This window comes from Streptomyces sp. NPDC050738 (genome assembly GCF_040654175.1).
Classification (GTDB): domain Bacteria; phylum Actinomycetota; class Actinomycetes; order Streptomycetales; family Streptomycetaceae; genus Streptomyces.
This window is the reverse complement of the sequence record NZ_JBFAHN010000009.1, coordinates 1-17041: the sequence shown is the minus strand read 5'-3', so window position 1 is coordinate 17041 and position 17041 is coordinate 1. Positions and strand designations below refer to the sequence as shown.

9 protein-coding genes, 1 tRNA gene and 1 rRNA gene are annotated in these 17041 nt (G+C 68.4%); 1 reads left to right on the top strand and 10 read right to left on the bottom strand.

Translation table 11 applies throughout. The annotated features are described in order from the left end of the window. Positions 1–105: 105 nt before the first annotated feature. From AB0H78_RS23060 to AB0H78_RS23030, 7 genes are all read right to left on the bottom strand, one after another. Positions 106–615, bottom strand: a complete 510-nt coding sequence (locus AB0H78_RS23060) for a CinA family protein (protein WP_363236408.1) — start codon at positions 613–615, stop codon at positions 106–108. After that, a complete protein-coding gene (gene pgsA, locus AB0H78_RS23055; RefSeq protein WP_363236407.1) occupies positions 612–1313 on the bottom strand; it encodes a CDP-diacylglycerol--glycerol-3-phosphate 3-phosphatidyltransferase in 702 nt (233 codons plus the stop codon). Before pgsA ends, AB0H78_RS23060 begins: the two co-directional genes overlap by 4 nt. Next, positions 1310–2773 carry a 30S ribosomal protein S12 methylthiotransferase RimO gene (gene rimO / locus AB0H78_RS23050; protein ID WP_363236406.1) on the bottom strand — a complete coding sequence of 488 codons (1464 nt, stop codon included), beginning with the start codon at positions 2771–2773 and terminating at the stop codon, positions 1310–1312. The genes pgsA and rimO overlap by 4 nt, the downstream gene beginning before the upstream one ends. Positions 2774–2835: 62 nt before the next feature. Continuing rightward, a complete protein-coding gene (locus tag AB0H78_RS23045) occupies positions 2836–3642 on the bottom strand; it encodes a RodZ domain-containing protein (protein ID WP_363236651.1) in 807 nt (268 codons plus the stop codon). Between the two features lie 189 nt (positions 3643–3831). Next, the gene (locus AB0H78_RS23040) at positions 3832–6558 is read right to left on the bottom strand and encodes a DNA translocase FtsK (protein ID WP_363236405.1); all 2727 of its coding nucleotides are present in this window, start codon (positions 6556–6558) and stop codon (positions 3832–3834) included. 103 nt (positions 6559–6661) lie between these two features. Continuing rightward, positions 6662–7345, bottom strand: a complete 684-nt coding sequence (locus AB0H78_RS23035; protein ID WP_363236404.1) for a response regulator — start codon at positions 7343–7345, stop codon at positions 6662–6664. Positions 7346–7620: 275 nt separating this feature from the next. Continuing rightward, a complete protein-coding gene (locus tag AB0H78_RS23030; RefSeq protein ID WP_363236403.1) occupies positions 7621–13101 on the bottom strand; it encodes a HAMP domain-containing protein in 5481 nt (1826 codons plus the stop codon). Positions 13102–13377: 276 nt separating this feature from the next. Here AB0H78_RS23030 and AB0H78_RS23025 point away from each other — a divergent pair, with 276 nt between their 5' ends. After that, a complete protein-coding gene (locus tag AB0H78_RS23025) occupies positions 13378–16038 on the top strand; it encodes a SpoIIE family protein phosphatase (protein WP_363236402.1) in 2661 nt (886 codons plus the stop codon). 50 nt (positions 16039–16088) lie between these two features. Here AB0H78_RS23025 and AB0H78_RS23020 read toward each other — a convergent pair. The 3 genes from AB0H78_RS23020 to rrf form a co-directional block, all read right to left on the bottom strand. Then, positions 16089–16161: transfer RNA gene (locus tag AB0H78_RS23020), tRNA-Thr, on the bottom strand. Positions 16162–16210: 49 nt separating this feature from the next. Continuing rightward, positions 16211–16852: a DegT/DnrJ/EryC1/StrS family aminotransferase gene (locus AB0H78_RS23015; RefSeq protein WP_363236401.1), complete on the bottom strand. Its 642-nt coding sequence runs from the start codon at positions 16850–16852 to the stop codon at positions 16211–16213. A gap of 98 nt (positions 16853–16950) precedes the next feature. Then, positions 16951–17041: ribosomal RNA gene (gene rrf, locus AB0H78_RS23010) — 5S ribosomal RNA — on the bottom strand; the annotation flags it as partial.

Here is a 17041-nt window from a genome sequence, read left to right as displayed (position 1 = left end):
GGCTCCCTCCTCGGACCGCGTAGCCGCATCCTTCACGCCCCACCGTACCGCCTCGCGCTGCGGCCGTGCGGGGAGCGATGTCGTGTTCACTCAGGGCTGCAAACATCAATTCTCCCCGTTCTGTTCCGTATCCTGTGCCCGCGCATTCCCGCCGAGTTCGCCGGCCAGCAGTCGCAGCGCGCTTCGCACACTCTCTCTACGGATTTCCGCCCGGTCCCCGTTCAACCTCAACGCGGCCACATTCTCTGCTCCATCAGGTCCCGAAACGGCGACGAAGACCGTCCCGACGGGCTGCCCGTCCTGCGGATCGGGTCCGGCGACACCGGTGGTCGCGATCCCCCAGTCCGCCCCGAGCACCCGACGCACACCGGCCGCCATCTGCACCGCGACCCCGGAGTCCACGGCTCCGCGCGCCGCCAGCAGCGCGCCGTCCACGCCCAGCACATCCCGCTTCAGCTCGGTTGCGTACGCCGTGACGGACCCGCGGAAGACCCGCGAGGCTCCGGGCACGGAAGTGAGCTCCGCGGCCACCAGGCCCCCGGTCAGCGACTCGGCGACCGCAAGACTCTCCCCGCGCTCCACCAGCAGCTCCAGCACCTGTGCCGCAGGATTCACCGCGAGGACTCCGCCGAGGCCGAAGCCGAGGCAGCCGCAGCAGCGGCCTCGGCCCGCTCGGCCGCCAGCCCCGACCGCCGCAGCACGACGGCCTGCTGTACGTAGTCAAGACCGGTCACCACGGTCAGCAGCACGGCCACCGCCATCACCCAGAACCGCAGCGTCGCCAGCGGCCCGGTCAGCGCCAGGACGTACATGCCCACCGCGACCCCCTGTGCCAGGGTCTTCAGCTTGCCGCCCCGGCTGGCCGCGATGACTCCGTGCCTGATCACCCAGAACCTCAGCAGCGTGATCCCGAGCTCCCGCGCCAGAATCACCACGGTCACCCACCACGGCAGATCCCCGAGCACGGAAAGGCCGATCAGCCCGGCGGCCATGATCGCCTTGTCCGCAATCGGATCGGCGATCTTCCCAAAATCGGTCACAAGGTTGTACGTACGTGCCAGATGACCGTCAAAAATATCCGTGATCATGGCAACGGCGAAAGCGGCCCATGCCCAGGCACGCCAGGCCGGGTCATATCCGTCCCCATGGAACAGCAGGACCGCGAAGACCGGCACGAGCACCAGCCGCACCATGGTCAGAATGTTGGCGATGTTCCAGAGGCTGGCCTGATTGACGGCCGCAGCGCCCAGCTTGCCCCCGGGCACCGGCTTCGCACCGGTACCGCCCGTGGCGGATGCCGGGACTCCGGTCATCTGCCCGCCTCCTCAACAAGACATTCGGCCACCAGGTCGACGCCTTCGGTACCGACCACCTTTGCTTCGACCATACGACCGGGGACAAGTCCCTCGCGCGTGGTGAACACCACGTGGCCGTCGGTCTCGGGCGCCTGGTGTTCGGCCCGGCCGACCGCGCCGTCCTCGTCGTCCACCGACTCGACCAGCACGGAGAGCGTCTCACCGATCCGCTCCTCGGCGCGCTGGGCGGTGAGCTCCTCGGCGAGCCGCGAGATGTGCTCGAGCCGCTCGGCGATGACCTCGGCGTCCAGCTTGTTCTCGTAACCGACCGCCTCGGTGCCCTCCTCGTCGGAGTACCCGAAAACGCCGATCGCGTCCAGCCGCGCACCCGTGAGGAAGCGCTCCAGCTCCTTCAGATCGGCCTCGGTCTCACCGGGGAAGCCCACGATGAAGTTCGACCGCACACCGGCCTGCGGTGCCTTCCCCCTGATCGTGTCGAGCAGTTCCAGGAACCGGTCGGTGTCCCCGAAGCGCCGCATCGCCCGCAGCACCCCCGGAGCGGAGTGCTGGAACGAAAGATCGAAGTAGGGCGCGATCTTGGGCGTGGAGGTCAGTACGTCGATGAGGCCGGGCCGCATCTCGGCGGGCTGCAGATAGCTGACCCGCACACGCTCGATCCCCTCGACCTCGGCGAGCTCGGGAAGCAGCGTCTCCAGGAGCCTGATGTCGCCGAGGTCCTTGCCGTACGAGGTGTTGTTCTCGGAGACCAGCATGACCTCCTTCACGCCCTGCCCGGCCAGCCAGCGCGTCTCACCGAGCACGTCGGAGGGCCGCCGCGAGATGAAGGAGCCACGGAAGGAGGGAATGGCGCAGAAGGAGCACCGGCGGTCGCATCCGGAAGCCAGCTTGACCGAGGCGACCGGGCTCGATCCGAGTCTGCGGCGCAGCGGCGCACGCGGCCCGGACTCCGGAGCCACCCCATCGGGAAGGTCCTCGGGCGGTACGTCCTGAGCGTGACCCGGGAGTGCCACCTCGGACGCGTCCTGCCGCTCCGCCGGGCTGATCGGCAGCAGTTTGCGCCGGTCGCGCGGGGTGTGGGAGGCGTGGATTCCGCCGTTCAGGATGGTCTGGAGGCGGTCGGAGATGTCGGTGTAGTCGTCGAACCCGAGGATCGCGTCCGCCTCCGGCAGAGCCTCGGCGAGGTCCTTGCCGTACCGCTCGGCCATGCAGCCCACGGCCACGACGGCCTGGGTCCTGCCGTGGTCCTTGAGGTCATTGGCTTCGAGGAGCGCGTCGACGGAGTCCTTCTTGGCGGCCTCGACGAATCCGCAGGTGTTGACGACTGCGACATCCGCATCGGCGGCGTCCTCGACGAGGTCCCAGCCGTCCGCTGCCAAGCGGCCTGCCAGCTCCTCCGAGTCCACCTCGTTACGGGCGCAGCCAAGAGTGACAAGGGCGACAGTGCGGCGTTCGGACATGGGCTCAAGACTACTTTGTCCTGGCCCACGCCCTGCCCGCCAGGGGCGATCATGGCAACCGGTCAGCCGGTCACCGGGTCTCCCTTGGTGTACGAAAGCCGCTCCACCTGGCCCGGCTCGAATTCGTTCTGGACTTCCTTGCCGTTGACGAACAGCTGGATCGCTCCCGCGTTGCCCAGGATGAGATCGAGGCGCTTGTCGTCGGTGAAGGTCTTGGAATCGCCCTTCTTCAGGTTCCCCGCGAAGAGCGTCTTGCCGGTGTGCGACTTCGCCGAGATCCAGCTCATGTCGTCAGCGGCGGTCAGTTTCACCGTCACCTTGTCCTTGGGCACCGCGGCGATCGCGCTGTCCGAGGGGTCGGGCTTGGGGTCTGCGGGCTTTCCGGTGGTGTGCTGAGGAGCCGGCGCCTTGGTGGTCGTCGGTCCTTCGGCCACCTGGGTCTTCGTCTTGTCGCCGCTGCTGTTGCCGCTGAACATCGTGAAGCCGACAAAGCCAACGACGGCGACGATCGCGGCGACCATGGCGGCCGTCCAGTTGGGCCGCCGCGGTTCCGGACGGATCCGCTCCGCCTCGAAAAGCGGAGCGGCAGGGGTAGGGGCAGGCCGGCCGCCGTGCTCGGCGTCGAACTGCTCGACCAGAGGTGCGGGATCGAGACCGACGGCGCGCGCGAGGGTACGGATGTGACCGCGCGCGTAGACGTCGCCGCCGCAGCGGGAGAAATCGTCCTGCTCGATCGCGTGCACGATGGGAATGCGCACCCGCGTGGAGGAACTGACCTCGTCGACGGTCAGGCCCGCGGCGATCCGGGCCTGCTGGAGGGAGCGACCGATCGAAGGCCGGTCGTCTTCGGGGGAGTTGCCGATGGACACGGGGGCGCCTTTCGAGCGTGTAGCCACCTGCTGGATGTTCAGTTTAGGGGGGCATTTGGAGGACGGGGCAACCGGGAGAGCAGAGTTTGTACGCCATCAGGACGCGCAGGCTGCCTGATGGCGGGACATTTTCCGATCCCCTTCCCCAACTTGACGTTCCGCCAGAGGAAACGGTTGCCTTGCGATCTCCTACGATTCAGACTCCCCGCGGATGATGCCCAGCACTCCATCGACTTCGTCGGGTTTGACCAGAACGTCGCGTGCCTTCGACCCCTCGGTCGGACCGACGATCGCCCTGGACTCCATGAGGTCCATCAGCCGGCCCGCCTTGGCGAAGCCCACCCGCAGCTTGCGCTGGAGCATCGACGTGGACCCGAACTGCGTCGAGACCACCAGCTCGACGGCCTGACACAGCAGGTCGAGGTCGTCACCGATCTCCTCGTCGACTTCCTTCACCTGCTTGGTGCCGACCACCACGTCGTCGCGGAAGACCGGAGCCATCTGCTCCTTGATGTGCCGCACCACCGCGTGGATCTCGTCCTCGGTGACGAAGGCGCCCTGCATACGGGTTGGCTTGTTCGCCCCCATCGGCAGGAAGAGCCCGTCGCCCTTGCCGATCAGCTTCTCGGCGCCCGGCTGGTCGAGGATGACCCGGCTGTCGGCGAGCGAGGAGGTCGCGAACGCGAGCCGCGAGGGCACGTTCGCCTTGATCAGACCGGTGACGACGTCGACCGAAGGCCGCTGGGTGGCGAGCACCAGGTGGATGCCTGCGGCTCGCGCGAGCTGCGTGATGCGCACGATGGAGTCCTCGACGTCGCGCGGCGCGACCATCATCAGGTCCGCGAGCTCATCGACGATCACGAGCAGATACGGGTACGTCTTGAGCTCGCGCTCACTGCCTTCCGGCGTCTTCAGCTTGCCGTCGCGAATGGCCTGGTTGAAGTCGTCGATGTGCCGGTACCCGAACGCCGCGAGGTCGTCGTAGCGCAGGTCCATCTCCCGTACGACCCACTGAAGGGCTTCGGCGGCGCGCTTGGGGTTGGTGATGATCGGCGTGATGAGGTGCGGAATGCCCTCGTACGCGGTGAGCTCCACCCGCTTGGGGTCGACGAGGACCATCCGGACGTCCTCGGGGGTCGCTCTTATCATCACCGACGTGATCAGGCAGTTGATGCACGAGGACTTGCCCGAGCCCGTGGCACCGGCGACCAGGATGTGCGGCATCTTCGCCAGGTTCGCCATGACGTAGCCGCCCTCGACGTCCTTGCCGAGCGCGACCAGCATCGGATGGTCGTCCTCGGCGGCGTCCGCGAGACGCAGCACGTCCCCCACGTTGACCATCTCGCGGTCCGTGTTGGGGATCTCGATGCCGACCGCGGACTTGCCGGGGATCGGGGAGATGATCCGGACATCCGGGCTGGCGACGGCGTACGCGATGTTCTTCGTGAGCGCGGTGATCCGCTCGACCTTCACCGCGGGACCGAGCTCCACCTCGTAGCGCGTGACCGTCGGACCGCGGGTGAAGCCCGTGACGGCCGCGTCGACCTTGAACTCCATGAACACATTGCTCAGCGAGGCGACGACCGTGTCATTGGCCGCGCTGCGCGTCTTGCCGGGCCCACCGCGCTCCAGCAGGTCGAGCGAGGGCAGCGAGTAGGTGATGTCCCCCCTGAGCTGCAGCTGCTCTGCACGCGGCGGCAGCGGCTCGGAGCGCTCGGGGGCCTTCTTCGTCAGATCCGGTACGAGAGTGCCGGGCTGACGCCGCCCGGGCTCGCGCTCTCGCGCCGGCGGCACCGAGGGCTCGGCGGGCGCGGACGGCGAGGAGACCTCGCGGTCCGTGGAGACGCCCTGCGTCAGGTCGGCGACGATCGGCGACGGCGGCAGCCCGTTCAGTACGGCGCCGTCCAGTGCCGCGGCCGCCGCCGCGGCCACATCGACCGCGTCCATGGCCCGCCCTTGCACCGGCTGTACGGAAGGACGCCGCGGCCTGCGCCGCTGGGAGAGCGCCGCTTCCTCGGCCCGGTCCGCGTCGTAGACCTCCTGGGAGTCACTGCGCCGTACGGAGGACCGCCGAGGGCGGGCGGGCAGCGCCTCGCGCCATTCGTTGTCGTAGGCGTCGTCGTCCTCCGTCGGCAGCGGCTCCTCGGCGGGCTCCACGATGCCGAGTTTGGAGCCGAGCAGCCGCAGCCGCTGCGGGATGGCGTTCACCGGCGTCGCGGTGACCACGAGGAGTCCGAAGACGGTGAGCAGAAGCAGCAGGGGTACGGCGAGTACGTCGCCCATCATGAAGACCAGCGGCTTGGAGGCGGCCCAGCCGATCAGCCCGCCCGCGTCCTGCATCGCCGCGGTGCCATCGTTGCGGCCGGGTGAGCCGCAGGCGATGTGCACCTGACCGAGCACGCCGACGACCAGGGCGGAGAGACCGATGACGATACGGCCGTTGGCCTCGGGCTTCTCCGGATAGAGGATCAGCCGCACGCCGATGGCGCCCAGCAGTATCGGCACCAGCAGATCGAGCCTGCCGAAGGCGCCGGTGACCAGCATCTCGACCAGGTCCCCGACGGGGCCGCGGAGATTCGACCACGTACCGGCGGCGACGACCAGGGCGAGGCCGAGCAGCAGCAGCGCGAGCCCGTCCTTGCGGTGGGCCGGGTCGAGTCCCTTCGCGCCGCGCCCTATGCCGCGGAACATCGCTCCGACGCTGTGCGCGATGCCGAGCCAGACGGCGCGTACGAGCCGGTACACGCCCCCCGTGGGCGAAGGCGCCGGCTTCGGTGCGGGTCTGGCCGCCGCCTTCTTGGCGGGGGCCTTCCTCGCGGGCGCAGCCTTCTTCGCGGGCGCGGTCTTCTTCGCAGCGGCCTTCTTGGCGGGCGCCACCTTCTTCGCGGATCCCTTGCCGGACGTACGTGAGGCCATGGTGGTGAGGTTACCGGTGTCTACGGCGGTGGACACGTGTGCCTACCGCTTCACCCGTCCGTGTCGCCCGTGCGGGGCACGCTTCTTGACGCGGGATCAGCTGTCAGTTCTGCGAGGGGAGCGTGGGCGAAGAGCCGCCCGTGCCGGGCTCCAGCGCGTCCAGTGCCCTCCGCAGCCCGGTGAGCTTGCGCTCCAGATGGGCCGCGGTGGCGACCGCGCCGGCGTCCGCTGACTCGTCGTCGAGCTGCTTGGACAGCGCCTCCGCCTGCTCCTCAACTGCCGCCAGCCGCGCCGAGAGTTCGGCCAGCAGCCCCGCGGGCTCCTTGGCCTCGCCGGCGCCTGCCTGCGCGCCGCCTTCCAGCTGGAGCCGGAGCAGGGCCGCCTGCTCGCGCAGTTGGCAGTTCTTCATGTAGAGCTCGACGAAGACCGAGACCTTGGCGCGCAGCACCCACGGGTCGAAGGGCTTGGAGATGTAGTCCACGGCCCCCGCCGCGTATCCGCGGAAGGTGTGGTGCGGGCCGTGGTTGATGGCGGTGAGGAAGATGATCGGGATGTCCCGGGTCCGCTCGCGCCGCTTGATGTGCGCGGCCGTTTCGAAACCGTCCATGCCCGGCATCTGGACGTCCAGCAGAATGACTGCGAAATCGTCCGTCAACAGCGCTTTGAGCGCTTCCTCCCCTGACGATGCCCGCACCAGTGTCTGATCGAGCGCGGAGAGGATGGCCTCCAGCGCCAGCAGATTCTCCGGCCGGTCATCGACCAGGAGGATCTTGGCCTTCTGCACCATGGCCCGTCCTCCTCGCCCCGGATGTACACCCGGCGCCGCCCCAGGGGACGACTCCGTTGCGCCGCCCGTCCTTGTGCCGGTCATGGTAGCCGCACCCCGCCTGTCGCCACACCCTGTCACCGCGATGTCACTGTGCACGTAGCAGAAACGCAGTGGGAGACCAGAAGGTTCCCCGAATACCGCGGTCTCACACTCCGTCGGCCACAGTCAGTCAGCAACTCCCGGCGCCGGACCGCCCCGGGGTACGCCCCCGGGGCTCCCTCCCACCGCCCTGATCACTCCCCGTTCATCCACTGTTCCATCACCGCGAGCAGGTGATCGGGGTCGACCGGCTTGGTGACGTAGTCGGAGGCTCCCGACTCGATCGCCTTCTCGCGGTCGCCCTTCATCGCCTTCGCGGTCAGCGCGATGATCGGCAGGCCCGCGAACTGCGGCATCCTGCGGATCGCCGACGTGGTCGCATAGCCGTCCATCTCGGGCATCATGATGTCCATCAGAACGACCGTCACATCGTCGTGCTGTTCCAGGACTTCGATGCCCTCGCGCCCGTTCTCGGCGTACAGGACGGAGAGCCCGTGCTGCTCCAGCACGCTCGTGAGCGCGAAGACGTTGCGGATGTCGTCGTCGACGATCAGCACCTTCTCGCTGTCGAACTGGAAGACACGGCGCGGCTGCTCCACCTCCTGCTGACCGTGATCGTCCGTCGGCCACTGTTCACGCTCCAGAGGCGTCGAGACCCCCGGCTGGCCGGGCAGCGCGGGACGCTGGCCGGACGCGCCGAGCGACTTGCGGCGCCGCCGGAACAGTCCTGCGGGACCGCCCTGGACATCGGTCGGGGACATCCCTGAGTACCCGCCGGCCGACTCCGGGAAGTCCCCGGTGTCGTTGTTGCCCGGTGCGCGCTCCAGACCGCCGGGAGCGAGCTGCGGGTAGCCCTGGGGCGGCAGTTCGGCGGGGTGCAGCGGCAGGTAGAGCGTGAAGGTGGAGCCGCGGCCCGGTTCGCTCGCCGCATGGATCTCACCGCCGAGGAGACGTGCGATCTCGCGGCTGATGGAGAGGCCGAGGCCGGTGCCGCCGTACTTGCGGCTGGTCGTACCGTCGGCCTGCTTGAAGGCCTCGAAGATCACGCGCATCTTGCTGGCGGCGATGCCGATCCCGGTGTCGGTGACCGAGAAGGCGATCAGGTCGGCGTCCGCGTCGCGCAGCGAGCCGGCCTCGAGCAGCTGCTCGCGGATGTCGTGCGGCACGTTGGCGTTGGCCGGCCTGATGACCAGTTCGACCGCTCCGGTGTCGGTGAACTTCACCGCGTTGGAGAGGAGGTTGCGCAGCACCTGCAGCAGTCGCTGTTCGTCGGTGTGCAGAGTGGCGGGAAGCTCCGGAGAGACCCGTACGGAGAAGTCGAGCCCCTTCTCCGCGGTGAGCGGCCGGAAGGTCGCCTCGACGTAATCCACCAGCTGTACGAGCGCGATGCGCGTCGGGCTGACGTCCATCTTGCCCGCCTCGACCTTGGAGAGGTCGAGGATGTCGTTGATCAGCTGAAGCAGGTCGGAACCGGCTCCGTGGATCGTCTCGGCGAACTCCACCTGCTTCGGGGAGAGATTCCCCTCGGCATTGTCGGCGAGCAACTTGGCGAGGATCAGCAGGGAGTTGAGCGGTGTGCGCAGCTCGTGCGACATGTTCGCCAGGAACTCGGACTTGTAGCGCATCGAGACGGCGAGCTGCTCGGCGCGCTCCTCCAGGACCTGCCTGGCCTCTTCGATCTCGGTGTTCTTGACCTCGATGTCGCGGTTCTGCCGCGCCAGCAGCTCGGCCTTCTCCTCCAGTTCGGCGTTGGAGGCCTGCAGCGCCTTCTGTCGATTCTCCAACTCGGCGGAACGCTCACGCAGTTGCTCGGTCAGCTCCTGCGACTGCTTCAGCAACACCTCGGTCTTGGTGTTGACACTGATCGTGTTGACGCTCGACGCGATCATCTCGGCGATCTGGTTGAGGAAGTCCTTCTGGATGTGGGTGAAGGGCTGGAAGGAAGCCAGCTCGATCACCCCGAGGACCTGCCCCTCGAAGAGCACCGGCAGCACGATCACATGCGCCGGAGGCGCCTCGCCGAGGCCCGAGGAGATCTTCAGATACCCCGGCGGCACGTTCTCCACCAGGATCGTGCGCTTCTCCTCGGCCGCCGTACCGATCAGCGTCTCGCCGGGACGGAAGGTGGTCGGCATCGAGCCGGCCGAGTATCCGTAACTCCCGCGCATCCGCAGCTCGTACGCGTTCTCCGCGTCCACGCCCAGTTCGGCCGTGGTCCCCGTGGTCATCGCCAGGAAGAACGCGCCGTGCTGCGCGGAGACCACCGGGGTGAGCTCGCTCATGATCAGCGAAGCCACGTCCTCCAGGTCGCGGCGCCCCTGCATCAGTCCGGAGATACGGGCCAGGTTGCCCTTCAGCCAGTCCTGCTCCTTGTTGGCGACGGTGGTGTCGCGCAGGTTGGCGATCATGGTGTTGATGTTGTCCTGGAGGGCCTGGATCTCGCCCGCGGCGTCCACGTCGATCTTCAGGTTGAGATCGCCCCGGGTCACCGCGGTGGCGACCGCGGCGATCGCGCGCACCTGACGGGTCAGGTTCCCGGCCATCTCGTTCACCGACTCGGTGAGGTCGCGCCAGGTGCCGTCCACGTCCCGGACCCGCGCCTGACCGCCCAACTGCCCTTCGGTGCCCACCTCGCGGGCCACCCGGGTCACCTGCTCGGCGAAGCTGGAGAGCTGGTCCACCATCGTGTTGATCGTCGTCTTCAGCTCCAGGATCTCGCCCTGGGCATCGATGTCGATCTTCTTGGTCAGGTCGCCCTTGGCGATCGCCGTCGTGACCGTGGCGATCTGGCGCACCTGTCCGGTCAGGTTGGACGCCATCGAGTTCACCGACTCGGTGAGGTCCTTCCACGTACCGGCGACTCCGGGGACGCGTGCCTGTCCGCCCAGCGAACCGAAGGTGCCCACCTCGCGGGCCACCCTGGTCACCTCGTCGGCGAACGACGACAGGGTCGTCACCATGGTGTTGACGGTGTCGGCGAGCTGAGCGACCTCGCCGCGCGCCTCGACCGTCACCTTCTTGGTCAGGTCGCCGTTGGCGACCGCCGTGGCGACCTGCGAGATGTTGCGCACCTGGCTGGTCAGGTTGTTGGCCATCAGGTTGACGTTGTCGGAGAGGTCCTCCCAGATGCCGGTGACCCCGCGCACCTGGGCCTGGCCGCCGAGGATGCCCTCGGTGCCCACCTCACGCGCCACCCGGAGCACCTGCTCGGCGAAGTTGGAGAGCTGGTCCACCATCGTGTTGACGGTGGTGACCAGTTCCAGGATCTCGCCCTTGGCGTCCACCGTGATCTTCTTCGACAGGTCGCCCTTGGCGACCGCGGTCGTGACCTCGGCGATGTTGCGCAGCTGGCTGGTGAGGTTGTTGGCCATGAAGTTGACGGACTGGGTGAGGTCCTTCCACGTACCGGACACACCCTGCACCTCGGCCTGGCCGCCGAGGATGCCCTCGGTGCCCACCTCACGCGCGACCCGCGTCACCTGCTCGGCGAAGCTGGAGAGCTGGCCCACCATCGTGTTCAGGGTGTTCTTCAGCTCGAGGATCTCGCCCCGCGCGTCCACGTCGATCTTCTGCGACAGGTCACCGCGCGCCACCGCCGTCGCGACCTGCGCGATGTTGCGCACCTGGGCGGTGAGGTTCCCGGCCATGCCGTTCACCGAATCCGTCAGATCGCGCCACACGCCGGCCACACCGGGCACCTGTGCCTGGCCGCCGAGGCGCCCGTCCGTGCCCACCTCGCGGGCCACCCGCGTCACCTGCTCGGCGAATGCGGAGAGCTGGTCGACCATCGTGTTGATGGTGTTCTTCAGCTCGAGGATCTCGCCCCGTGCGTCGACGTCGATCTTCTGCGACAGGTCGCCCTGTGCCACCGCCGTCGTCACCTGTGCGATCTGCCGCACCTGTGAAGTCAGGTTCCCCGCCATGAAGTTGACGGAGTCGGTGAGTTCCTTCCACGTACCCGATACGCCGTCGACGCGTGCCTGGCCGCCGAGCCGCCCCTCCGTGCCCACGTCACGCGCCATCCGCGTCACCTGGTCGGCGAAGTTCGACAGCTGCGCCACCATCGTGTTGACGGTGGCCTTGAGCTCCAGCATCTCGCCGGCCACATCGACGGTGACCTTCTGCGAGAGGTCGCCGTTGGCGACCGCCGTCGTCACCTGCGCGATGTCCCGCACCTGTCCGGTGAGGTTACGGAAGGCCGTATTCACCGAGTCGGTGAGGTCCTTCCACGTCCCGGCAGCCCCCGGAACCTCGGCCTGGCCGCCGAGCCGGCCCTCCACGCCGACCTCCCGGGCCACCCTCGTGACCTCGGAACCGAACGCCTGCAGCTGCTCCACCATCGTGTTGACGGTGTTCTTCAGCTCCAGCATCTCGCCGGCCACATCGACGGTGACCTTCTGCGTCATGTCGCCGTTGGCGACCGCCGTCGTCACCTGCGCGATGTCCCGCACCTGGGTCGTGAGGTTGCGGAAGACGGTGTTGACGGAGTCCGTCAGGTCCTTCCACGTCCCCGCCGCACCCGGCACCTGCGCCTGGCCACCGAGCAGACCCTCTGCGCCGACCTCGCTCGCCACGCGGGTGACCTCGTCCGCGAAGGTGCGCAGCGTGTCGGTCATCTGGTTGATGGTCTCGGCAAGTTGGGCGACCTCGCCGCGCGCGCTCACCGTGACCTTCTGCGAGAGGTCACCGTTGGCGACCGCCGTGGTGACCTCTGCGATACCGCGCACCTGAGAGGTCAGGTTGCCGGCCATCGTGTTCACCGAGTCGGTGAGGTCCTTCCACACACCGGCCACACCGGGCACCGCAGCCTGACCGCCCAGCTCGCCCTCCGTACCCACCTCGCGTGCGACTCGCGTCACTTCGGAGGAGAAGGACGACAGCTGGTCGACCATCGTGTTGACGGTGTTCTTCAGCTGGAGCATCTCGCCGGCCACATGCACCGTGACCTTGCGCGACAGATCACCCTTGGCGACCGCGGTCGTCACGAGAGCAATGTCACGCACCTGGGCGGTGAGCCGGTATGCCATCGTGTTGACCGAATCCGTGAGGTCCTTCCACGAACCGGACATTCCGCGCACCTGGGCCTGACCGCCCAGCTTGCCCTCGGTGCCGACCTCCAGGGCGACCCGGGTGACCTCGTCGGTGAACGCCGACAGCTGGTCCACCAGGCTGTTGACCGTACGGGCAACCTTCAGGAACTCCCCGCGCAGGGGCCGCTCCGCCCCGTCCTCGTTCTGCGACCGCAGGTCCATCCGCTGCTCGAGGTCACCTTCGGCGACCGCGGAGAGCACCCTGCCGACCTCGGAAACCGGCCGCGCCAGATCGTCGACCAGATCGTTGGACGCGTCGATGGCGGCGGCCCAGGAGCCTTCGCAGGCCCCTGTCTCCAGCCGCTCGGTCAGCTTTCCCTCGCGTCCGACCATCCGCCGCACACGAGCCAGCTCACCCGTGAGGTGGAGATTTCGGTCCGCGACCTCGTTGAAGACCGCGGCGATCTCCGCCATCGGCCCTTCGCCCGAGACCGTGAGGCGTTTACGGAAGTTGCCGTCCCGCATCGAGGCCAGGGCCGTCAGCAGTCTGCCGAGGGCGGCCGAGTCCACTTCAGTGGTCCCGTTACGCCGATTTTTCGGGGACTGTCCGCTTTTTGCGCGCGTGTTCTTGGCACGCGTCGCCATGCCAGACTCCACCGTGTCCCTCCCGCAGGGGTTGACCGTACTCCCGGGCTGTCTAAGGAAGCTTGCCCAGTGTTTCACCATGGCTGAACCCGGCCATAACAGTTCGGCAGCTTCGCATACCGTCCCCGCCCACAGTGGGCGGAAACCCAGTGACCGGCATCCGCTCGGACAGCGAAGGTAAGTAACCTGGCATCCGGCTGTCCAACCGTCCCGGTCCGCCCGGCGGGGGCGGAGGCACCAAGTACTACCACCGGGCACCGGAGGGGCGGGCCGACAATGGCGGAGCCGGGCGTCGAGACGCGTACGAGGAGTTCTGTGATCACCGCGCGGGCGGCTGCCAGTTTCGAACCGGTCGGACGGTCGGTAGCGACCGCCCGTGCCTTTGTCCGCGACACCCTCCAGGGGTGGGGCTACTCCGATGTCATCGACGACGCCGTCGTCCTGACCAGCGAGCTCGTCACCAACGCGGTGGTGCACGCCGGAACCACCGCAGACGTGCTCTGTCTGCGTACGGAGAACGGAATCCGGGTCGAGGTCGTCGACCGCTACCCGGAACGCGAGGTCCCGCTTCAGAGCCAGACCGAGTCCTACGCCAGCCCCGACCGCGAAGGCGGCCGCGGACTGCTGCTCTGCGCGGCACTCGCTTCGCGCTGGGGCGTCGAGTACACCCCCACGCTCAAACAGGTCTGGTTCCAACTCGACCTGCCCGACCGCCCGGTGGGCGCCCGCTCCGCGGGCCCCGTCATCCCGGTCGAGCTCCTGCCGGTGGCAGACGCCCAGGTCCGCGTCGCGACCATCCAGATCGACCGCACCACCGCCGTCTCCTCGTGGAACGAGGACGCCGAGATCCTCTTCGGGTACGCAGCCGAGCAGGTCATCGGCAAGCCCCTCACCGACTTCGCGGCCTGGCCTCACACCCCGGGCACCGGCACGGGCATCGCGGAAGCCCTCCAACTCTCCCGCTGGGAAGGCAGTTACGGCATCCGCGGCGCCGACGGCCGCGTCATCCCCGTCTACGCCTCACACCTGCGCGTACGCGACCCCCAGGGAGAGCCCTCCACGGTCTGCCTCCTGGTCCGCGACGACGAACGCGCCGTCCTGCAGACCCCGCTGCGCACACCGCAGGACAGCACCGACAGCTATTCCTCGGGCAACCGCTCGACCGACCCCTTCGAAATCTTCATCGGTTCCCCCGCCCCCGACGACCTGGACGGTCTCCTCCAGCGCACCGTCGAGCGGGCCCGCGACATGCTCGACGCGGACGCCGCCTTCCTGCTGCTCGCCACCGACGACGAGACAGAACTGGAAGTACGGGCCACCACCGGCCTCCCCTCCGCCCGCCAGCGCTTCGCCCGCGTCCCCGTAGAGGCGGGCACGGGTCGCTACGGCTCTGCCCGGATGCCGGCCGTCCACGAGGACCTGGCCGCGGTGCCCGGAGCCGTCCCTCTCCTCAGCGGTACGGGAATGCGCTCCGTCGTCACCGTCCCCCTCAAGGTCGAGGGCCGCCTCACCGGCTCCCTGGGAGTCGCCGCCGAGTCACCCGGCAGATACTCCAACGAAGAGGCCCTGCGCCTGCAGTTCGCCGCCGACCGCATCGCGCTCGCCGTCGAATCGGCCCGCCTCGGCGAACTGGAGCGCCTGCGCCGAGGTTCGCTGTCCTTCCTCGTCGAAGCATCCGACCTGCTGGCCGGCACCCTGGACCGCGACCAGACCCTCGCGCTCATGGCGCAGATGACGGTCCCCACCCTGGCCACTTGGTGCGCGGTCTATACGATCGCCGACCAGGCCTCGGACCCGTACCTCAGCTATGTCCTCCACGAGGACGAGGAGCGCATCGACGGCCTCAAGGCGCTCCTCTCCAAGATCGCGCCACCCGAGCCGGTCCCCACCCCCGGTGCCCGCCTCTGGGCCGCCCCCGGCGAAGCCGCCCACCAGGCGGCCCTGCGCTCCTCCATGCGGAGCCTCGGTCTCGGCTCAACTCCCGCACTGGGCGGGGGAATCGGCACAACTCTCGCCACGGCCGCGGCAGTGGGCGGCGAGACAGTGGTGCTCCCCCTGGTCGCCCGCAACCGCGTCATCGGCATGCTCACCCTGGGAAAGCCCTCGGACGACCACTTCCGCCAGGAGATCCTCGAACTGGCCGAAGACCTCTCCCGCCGGGCCGCCCTGGCCCTCGACAACGCCCGGCTCTACTCGGAGCGCATGGCCATCAGCCGCTCCCTGCAGCGCAGCCTGCTCCCGCCCGGCCTGCCGGTGGTTCCCAACGTGGAAGTGGAAGTCATCTACCGGGCGGCCGGCGAGGGCAACGAGGTCGGCGGCGACTTCTACGACCTCTTCCCGATCCGCGACGGCGCCTACGGCTTCGCCATCGGAGACGTCTGCGGTACGGGCCCCGAGGCAGCGGCCGTGACCGGCCTCGCCCGCCACGCCCTGCGCCTGCTCGCCCGGGAGGGCTTCGGCGGCCCCGCAGTCCTGGAGCGCCTCAACGCGGCGATCCTCGACGAGGGCGCCCGCAGCCGCTTCCTGACACTGCTCTACGGCGAGTTGTGGCCCCAGGAGGACGGCAGCGCGGTCCTCAAGGTGGTCTGCGCGGGCCACCCGCTCCCGCTGCGCCTGCGCCAGGACGGCACGGTGGAACCGGCCGCGGAGCCTCAGCCCCTGCTCGGCGTCATGGAGGACCTCGAGCTGTACGAGCAGACGATCACCCTCGACCCGGGCGACGTCCTCCTCTGTGTCACGGACGGCATCACCGAGCGCCGCGAAGGCACCCGCATGCTCGGCGACGACGGCCTGGCCGAGGTCCTCACCACCTGCACCGGCCTCACCGCGGGCGCAGTGGCCGGCCGGGTACTGCGAGCCGTGGAGCGCTTCGCGGCCGAACCGGCCTCCGACGACATGGCCATCCTGGTCATGCGCGTTCCTGAGCCCCAGAAGTAGCGGGCACGCAAAAGGCCCCCGCCAACCGGCGGGGGCCTTCGCGTTTCCAGAGCCCCAATACGGAATCGAACCGTAGACCTTCTCCTTACCATGGAGACGCTCTACCGACTGAGCTATTGGGGCGCAGCAACAAGAGAAATCATACCCGATCTTCTGCGGTACTCGGCACCACCTAGAAGGCGGGTTGCAGAAGCCCACCCAGCGCATTGCAGGCCGCCGCGGTGCGCCGCACATCGCCATGAAGCGGTAGCGCCAGCGTCTCGTCGGAGGCCAACTCGGCCTCGGGAAGCCGCACATCACGCCGGAACGCCGGCAAACGGTGAAGCGGCGCAGGAACAGGAACCCAGCACTCCACCCCTCGCACCTTCAACGCACGGGCCACTGCGTCCCGGTCGGGCCGCCCGTTGCCCGGCACCCGTACGACATAGCTCTCGCAACTGTGCCCAGCCCCCAAGGAGGGCGTGCGCATGCCCCGTAGCCGCTCACTCAGGTACGCGGCCTGCTCACGCCCATCCCCCACCACCGCTTGCTCGACCACGAAGAGCCCACGTCTGCGAGCGAGTTCACGCATGGCCACCATGTCCGGCGGATGCCCGAACCGATGCGTCAGCACGACACCGGCCGTCCGCGAGGTCACCGAGATCTCGACGCTCCGCGCATCCAGGCAGTAGGTGTCCGGGTCGATGTCCGCCAACACCACCATGCCCCCGACGGCACGTACAGCCTCCGCGGCCTCGACATCGCCGTACGCCGACACAATGACTTCGTCGCCGGCACCGATGCCCGCGGCCTTCAGCAACCTCAAGGTGCTCATGACTGCAGATGCTGGCTACACAACGTGAACGACAAGTAACAAGGCACAAAAAAACGCTGGCCCCAGAACCGAAGTTCTGGGGCCAGCGTTGAATGATTGTTCGGCGGCGTCCTACTCTCCCACAGGGTCCCCCCTGCAGTACCATCGGCGCTGAAAGGCTTAGCTTCCGGGTTCGGAATGTAACCGGGC

Bases quoted from the DNA above. Each gene is read 5' to 3' on its own strand.
- pgsA (WP_363236407.1), bottom strand. From the start codon at position 1,313: ATGACCGGAGTCCCGGCATCCGCCACGGGCGGTACCGGTGCGAAGCCG.
- rimO (WP_363236406.1), bottom strand. From the start codon at position 2,773: ATGTCCGAACGCCGCACTGTCGCCCTTGTCACTCTTGGCTGCGCCCGT.
- AB0H78_RS23040 (WP_363236405.1), bottom strand. From the start codon at position 6,558: ATGGCCTCACGTACGTCCGGCAAGGGATCCGCGAAGAAGGTGGCGCCC.
- AB0H78_RS23035 (WP_363236404.1), bottom strand. From the start codon at position 7,345: ATGGTGCAGAAGGCCAAGATCCTCCTGGTCGATGACCGGCCGGAGAAT.
- AB0H78_RS23030 (WP_363236403.1), bottom strand. From the start codon at position 13,101: ATGGCGACGCGTGCCAAGAACACGCGCGCAAAAAGCGGACAGTCCCCG.
- AB0H78_RS23025 (WP_363236402.1), top strand. From the start codon at position 13,378: ATGGCGGAGCCGGGCGTCGAGACGCGTACGAGGAGTTCTGTGATCACC.
- AB0H78_RS23015 (WP_363236401.1), bottom strand. From the start codon at position 16,852: ATGAGCACCTTGAGGTTGCTGAAGGCCGCGGGCATCGGTGCCGGCGAC.